The following is a 6,066-nucleotide window of genomic DNA, read 5'->3' as shown; positions in this document are numbered from 1 at the left end:
GTCTGGGAGTCCACGACGAAGTGGCTCCACGGGTCCGGCACGACTATCGGCGGCGTCGTCGTCGACGGCGGGACCTTCCCGTGGGACGCGGCCGACTACGACGAACTCTCCGGGTCGAACCCGGCGTTCGGCGGCGATTTCGTCGAGCGATTCGGCGAGCGCGCCTTCGCGGAGGCCGTCCGCCAGCGTGCAGTTCGGAGTACCGGTAGTTGCCAGTCTCCCTTCGATGCGTGGCAGACGCTCCAAGGCGTCGAAACCCTCGCGCTCCGAATGGAAGCCCACTGCGAGAACGCCCGTCGGGTTGCGGAGTTCCTTCGGGACCGCGAGGGCGTCGCGTGGGTCACCTACCCCGGATTCGAGGACCACGAGACGCACGACCTCGCGTCGCGGTATTTGGAGGGTGGATACGCGGGCATGCTCACCTTCGGTCTCGACGGGACCGACGACGAGGCCGCCTACGGGGCCGCAAAGACCGTCTGCGAGTCAGTCGACCTCGTGAGCTTCCTCGCCAATATCGGCGACGCGAAGACGGTCCTCATTCACCCGGCATCGACGACCCACGCCCAGCTCTCGATTGACGAACAGCGCGCTGCGGGTGTCGCACCCGACATGCTCCGCCTCTCGGTCGGTATCGAGGACGCCGACGACATCATCGCCGACCTCGACCAGGCAATCGAGTGCGCACTGAACCAGCAGGCGCAGGATGGGGTTGTGGACGATGGTGCGGCGGACGACGAAGCGGAGGACCCATGAGTCGAACACGGACGCCAGTTGGGCGACAGGTCGAATCGGGAGTTATCGACCTCGGCGAACACCAGTTCGAGTCGGGCGAATACATTCCTAATCTGCACGTGGCCTACGAGGCCTACGGCGAGTTCACGGGCGAAAACGCGGTCGTCGTCTGCCACGGTCTCACCGGCAGCCAACACGTCGCGGGCCACGGAACCGAATCGGGCGTCTCCGGACAGGCACGCGCGTGGTGGTCCGACATCGTCGGGCCGGGCAAGGCCATCGACACGAACGAGTACTACGTCGTCTGCGTGAACGTTCCGGGGTCGTGTTACGGTACCAGCGGCCCGGCGAGCGAGGGTCCCGACGGCGAACCGTGGGGGACGGACTTCCCGCCAGTCACCGTCACGGATTGGACCCACGCCCAGCGGCGACTGCTCGACTCCCTCGGCGTCGGCCGACTGCACGCCGTCGTCGGCGGGTCAGTCGGCGGGATGAACGCCCTCGATTGGGCCGTCCAGTATCCCGACGACGTAGAGCGCATCGTCGTCGTCGCGTCCGCGGCGCGCCTCGACCCGCAGTGTCTCGGTCTCGATGCTGTCGCTCGGCGCGCCATCACGACCGACCCGAACTGGAACGGCGGCGACTACTACGGCGAGGACCGCCCGTCGCCCGACGCGGGCCTCGGACTCGCCCGGCAAATCGGCCACCTGATGTACCTCTCGAAGGACTCGATGGACAGGAAGTTCGGCCGGCGGTCTGCGGGACGCGGCGGCCGCGGCGACGCCTACCCGGCGGACTCGGCCGCGGCGTTCTTCCCCTACCGCGAGGTCGAGTCGTACCTCGACTACCAGGCCGAGAAGTTCACGGAGCGGTTCGACGCTAACTCGTATCTCTACCTCACGCGAGCCATGGACGACTTCGACCTCTCGGAAGGGTACGAGTCGGACGCTGCTGCGCTTGCCGCGTACGAAGGCGAGGCACTCCTCGTCTCGTTCACCGGCGACTGGCATTTCACGACCGAACAGTCAGAGGCGCTAGCAGGTGAATTCCGGCGTGTCGGTGTCCCGGTCGCGCACCACATTATCGAGTCCGACCACGGCCACGACGCCTTCCTCGTCGAACCCGAGAAGGTCGGCCCGCCGCTCGAAGACTTCGTCGCCGAAGGCGTCGCGGGTCGGGCCGTGACTGACACAGCGACTGATGGCGGCGAATCCGAGTTAGAGGCGGATTTCGCGCCGGTTCATTCGTCACTGTTCAGTCGGTAACCGACGGGAGACACGGTGAGGGGTGCACAATCCCGACTGCAGCCGAGAGCCATGCGTGCCACACAATCCCAGACACCGGCGGGAATTGCAAGCGACACCTCGATTTAGGCCGGTCCCTGCCGACGGTCGATACATGAGCGACGATGACACGCCCGGGTTCAGCACCCGGAGCCTGCACGCCGGACAGGACCCCGACCCCGATACCGGCGCTCGCGCACCACCACTGTATCAGACTACGTCGTACGTCTTCGACGACGCTGCCGACGCTGCGGCGCAGTTCGCCCTCGAAAAACCCGGCCACATCTACTCCCGCCTGATGAACCCGACGGTCGGGATGCTGCAGGAACGCCTCGCTTCGCTCGAAGGCGGCGTGGGCGCGGTCGCCACCTCGTCCGGCATGGCCGCGTTCGACCTCGCAAACTTTCTGCTTGCCTCCGCGGGTGACAACATCGTCTCGGCCTCCTCGCTCTACGGCGGAACCTACACGTACCTCACGCATACCGTCGAGCGCCGGGGCGTCACGACTCGTTTCGTCGACACGCTCGACGTGGACGCCTACGAGGAAGCCATCGACGAGGACACCGCCTTCGTCCACCTCGAAACCATCGGCAATCCGGCGCTCGTGACACCCGACATCGAGGCTATCGCCGAGGTGGCTCACAACCACGGAACGCCGCTTTTCGTGGACAACACGTTCGCGACGCCCTACCTGTGCAACCCCATCGAACACGGCGCAGACCTCGTCTGGCAGTCCACGACGAAATGGATTCACGGTGCCGGAACGACCATCGGCGGGGTTCTCGTCGACGGCGGCACCTTCCCGTGGGACGAATACGCCGACGACTACCCCGAGATTGCCAAGCCGAACCCGGCGTACCACGGCGTCAACTTCTCGGAGACGTTCGGCGACGCCGCGTTCACCTACGCGGCCATCGCCCGTGGCCTGCGCGACCTCGGTAACTCCCAGTCGCCGTTCGACGCGTGGCAGACGCTCGAAAAGCTCGAATCGCTCCCGCTTCGGATGCGCGCACACTGCGAGAATGCCCAGGCCGTCGCGGAGTTCTTAGACGACCACGAGAAGGTGTCGTGGGTAAACTACCCCGGTCTCGAATCCCACGAGACCCACGAGGCAGCCTCGAAATATCTCGACGGCGGTGCCGCGAGCAGTGCGAGTGGCACCTCGGCGGGCGGAACGTCCGCTGGTGGGTACGGCGGCATGATTACCTTCGGCCTCGCCGACGGCTACGAGGCCGCGAAAGGAACCGTCAACAACGTCGAACTCGCGTCGCTCCTCGCCAACGTCGGCGACGCGAAGACGCTCGTCATCCACCCCGCGTCGACGACGCACCAGCAACTCACCGAAGAAGAACAGACTGCGGCGGGCGTCACGCCCGATATGGTCCGCCTCTCGGTCGGAATCGAGGACGTTGACGATATTATCGCCGACCTCGACCAGGCTATCCGCGCGGCGTCGAACTAAGGGCGCGGCGACTCTTCGACGACTCCCAGATGGCTTTCCAGTAACTCCCAGATGGCTTTCCAGTAACTCCCAGATGACTTTCCAGTAACTCCCAAATGGCTTTCCAGTAACTCCCAGATGGCTTCCCGACTCTCCGGCGACCCCCCACCAATCAACCGCCGTCACTTTTGTGTCTGGGCCAGTAGATGACTGCGTGGTAGAAGCACTCCTCTTCGTCGGACTTCTGGTGGCAGTGTTCGTCGGATTCAACATTGTTGGGTCGTCCACGGGGGTCGCCTTCGGCCCGGCAGTCGGAAGCGATGTGCTCGGGAAACTCCCCGCGGCGGCGTTGATGACGGGCTTCGCCCTGCTCGGCGGGTGGACCTTGGGGCGGGAAGTCGTCGACAAGATGGGCGGTGAAATCGTCCCGCAGAGCGAGTTTACGCTCGTGGCGAGCGTCACCGTCCTCTTCTTCGTCGGTCTGGCGCTCCTCGTCTCAAACACCTTCGGCGTCCCGGCTTCCACGTCGATGACGGCCGTGGGGGCTATCGCCGGTCTCGGCCTCGCCCACGGGTCGCTCGACTCCGGCGTGATGCTCGAAATCATCTCGTGGTGGATTGTCGCGCCCGTCATCGCCTTTTGGGTCTGTGCGGTCATTGGTCGCTATGTCTACCCCTACCTCGACGCGTGGCTCAAACTCGACCGGAGTCCCGGCCCGCTCGTGGAACTCGACCGAAACGGTGGCATTCCACAGTTGCGGCTCGGGCCGAACACGACCCACCGCGAGTTTGGGAGTACCGTCCTCGTTGTCGCTGTCGCCTGTTACATGGCGTTTTCGGCGGGAGCCTCGAACGTCGCCAACGCAGTTGCCCCGCTCGTCGGCAACGGCTCGGTCGAGATGAACACGGGAATTCTTCTCGCTGGCGGTGCAATCGGACTCGGTGCGTTCACTATCGCCCGACGGACGCTCGACACCGTCGGCAACGACCTCACCCAACTGCCTATCCTCGCGGCGCTTATCGTCGAAACAGTGAGTGCATCACTCATCTCGTTTCTCTCCGCAATCGGCATCCCGGCGAGTCTCGCAGTGAGCGCCACCATGTGCATCGTCGGACTCGGTTGGGGCCGTGCAACCCGGACTGTCACCCTCGGTGAGGCACTGAGTGGCAGTGAATCGCCGCAGGTATCAGTCAACGCGCTCGCCGCCGAACGCGAAGACGAGGTTCCGAAGATGGGCGAAGAAGCACCCGACGAACTCTCCGCACAGGACCTGTTCGACCCCGGAACGACCGGGCGCGTCATCTTCTTCTGGATGCTTACGCCTTCGCTCTCAGCGATTACTTCGTACGCGCTGTTCTCTTCGGGCGTTATCTAGAAATACCGCTGTCAGACGTTCGCTGCCAGCTTTCTATCGCCGACTATCTGTTGCCAGCAACCTTCCGAAAACGTGTCATATGTCACCCGTTATCTGTGATAATTGCCGTCATGTAGGCTAAATCGGCGCACGGAACAGCAAAGTCTAATGGGGTGGCCTCCGAATCGCTTGTTGATGCCCACGGTAACCTACCTCAACTACGAAGCTCTTGATGACCAAGGCTGGGACCTCGACGACGACGACCTCTTCGAGAAGGCTGCTGACGCCGGTCTCGACGCCGAAGACTACGGTGAGATGGAGGTCAACCAGGGCGAGTACATCCTGGAAGCCGCCGAGGCGCAGGGCTACGACTGGCCCTTCAGCTGCCGCGCAGGTGCCTGTGCGAACTGTGCTTCCATCCTGAAGGAAGGCGAAATCGAGATGGACATGCAGCAGATCCTCTCCGACGAGGAAGTCAACGACAAGAACGTCCGTCTCACCTGCATCGGTTCGCCAGTCGCTGACGAGGTCAAGATTGTTTACAACGCGAAGCACCTCGACTACCTGCAGAACCGCGTCATCTAACAACGCCGTTACACGCGCGTTTGACGCGATGCTCGGTTTCGGCCTTGTGCCGAGAACCGAACCCTAGTATTCGCACTTTTTGAGGTATTACGTAGCTATTCGTTAGAAATCCGGTTCCCCTTCAGAACCATCGCCTGTGCGAACAAGGGGCCAACGTGAGCGCTGTCTATCCCCTTGCTCGCCGCCTCCCGGAGGGACTCTTACGGTTACCCCTGATCCTCATACTCGTTTTCTATCGGGTCGTGTGACGAATCGGCGTCCGGTTCTACTTGCTCTCCCTGTGCTTCGAGCGTGGTGATGGCGTATCCGATGGTCCGGCCGAGTTCCCCAAGCACTTCGCGTTCTTGCTCGTCGAACGCATACGGACGGTCAGCGTAGACGACGAGCACGCCGTGGACGGATTCGAACACGATAGGGATGGCGGCGACTGACTCGAATTCGTGTTCAGCCGTCTCGTCTTCTTCCGTCTCGGCCGAGACCTCTTCAGGGATGTTTTCGACGACCTGTACTTCCTGCGTCTGGACGGCTTTCGCGGCTGGTTGATGCCCGAGCACTCGGTTTTCGGACACCATTACGGACTCAAGGCCGCGCTTGTCGACGCTCACCCAATATCTTCCCAAGAGCTGCTCGAAGTCGGAAGAGAGCTAGCCGACCATGGCAAACGTATACGG

General features: G+C 63.2%; 6 protein-coding genes. 5 read left to right on the top strand and 1 reads right to left on the bottom strand.

What is annotated here, in order from left to right; translation table 11 throughout:
- The 5 genes from QT222_RS08065 to fer all read left to right on the top strand — a co-directional run.
- On the top strand, window positions 1-753 hold a 753-nt coding region (locus QT222_RS08065), incomplete at its 5' end, for a PLP-dependent transferase (protein WP_491476864.1).
- On the top strand, window positions 750-1,997 hold the full coding sequence (metX, locus tag QT222_RS08060; protein WP_004058886.1) for a homoserine O-acetyltransferase MetX: 1,248 nt from the start codon (window positions 750-752) through the stop codon (window positions 1,995-1,997). The genes QT222_RS08065 and metX, both read left to right, overlap by 4 nt.
- A gap of 133 nt (window positions 1,998-2,130) precedes the next feature.
- A complete protein-coding gene (locus QT222_RS08055; RefSeq protein ID WP_491476863.1) occupies window positions 2,131-3,477 on the top strand; it encodes an O-acetylhomoserine aminocarboxypropyltransferase/cysteine synthase family protein in 1,347 nt (448 codons plus the stop codon).
- A 232-nt stretch (window positions 3,478-3,709) separates the two neighbouring features.
- On the top strand, window positions 3,710-4,831 hold the full coding sequence (locus QT222_RS08050; RefSeq protein WP_491476865.1) for an inorganic phosphate transporter: 1,122 nt from the start codon (window positions 3,710-3,712) through the stop codon (window positions 4,829-4,831).
- A gap of 174 nt (window positions 4,832-5,005) precedes the next feature.
- On the top strand, window positions 5,006-5,395 hold the full coding sequence (gene fer, locus QT222_RS08045; protein ID WP_004058891.1) for a ferredoxin Fer: 390 nt from the start codon (window positions 5,006-5,008) through the stop codon (window positions 5,393-5,395).
- 206 nt (window positions 5,396-5,601) lie between these two features.
- Here the strand turns inward: fer and QT222_RS08040 are convergent, their stop codons facing one another.
- On the bottom strand, window positions 5,602-6,000 hold the full coding sequence (locus QT222_RS08040; RefSeq protein ID WP_491476862.1) for a GAF domain-containing protein: 399 nt from the start codon (window positions 5,998-6,000) through the stop codon (window positions 5,602-5,604).
- Window positions 6,001-6,066 lie beyond the last annotated feature (66 nt).

This window comes from Haloferax sp. s1, from assembly GCF_058382125.1.
Note: the sequence above shows the minus strand (reverse complement) of the source record. Positions and strands in the feature narration are given on the sequence as shown.

Bases quoted from the DNA above. Each gene is read 5' to 3' on its own strand.
- metX (WP_004058886.1), top strand. From the start codon at position 750: ATGAGTCGAACACGGACGCCAGTTGGGCGACAGGTCGAATCGGGAGTT.
- QT222_RS08055 (WP_491476863.1), top strand. From the start codon at position 2,131: ATGAGCGACGATGACACGCCCGGGTTCAGCACCCGGAGCCTGCACGCC.
- fer (WP_004058891.1), top strand. From the start codon at position 5,006: ATGCCCACGGTAACCTACCTCAACTACGAAGCTCTTGATGACCAAGGC.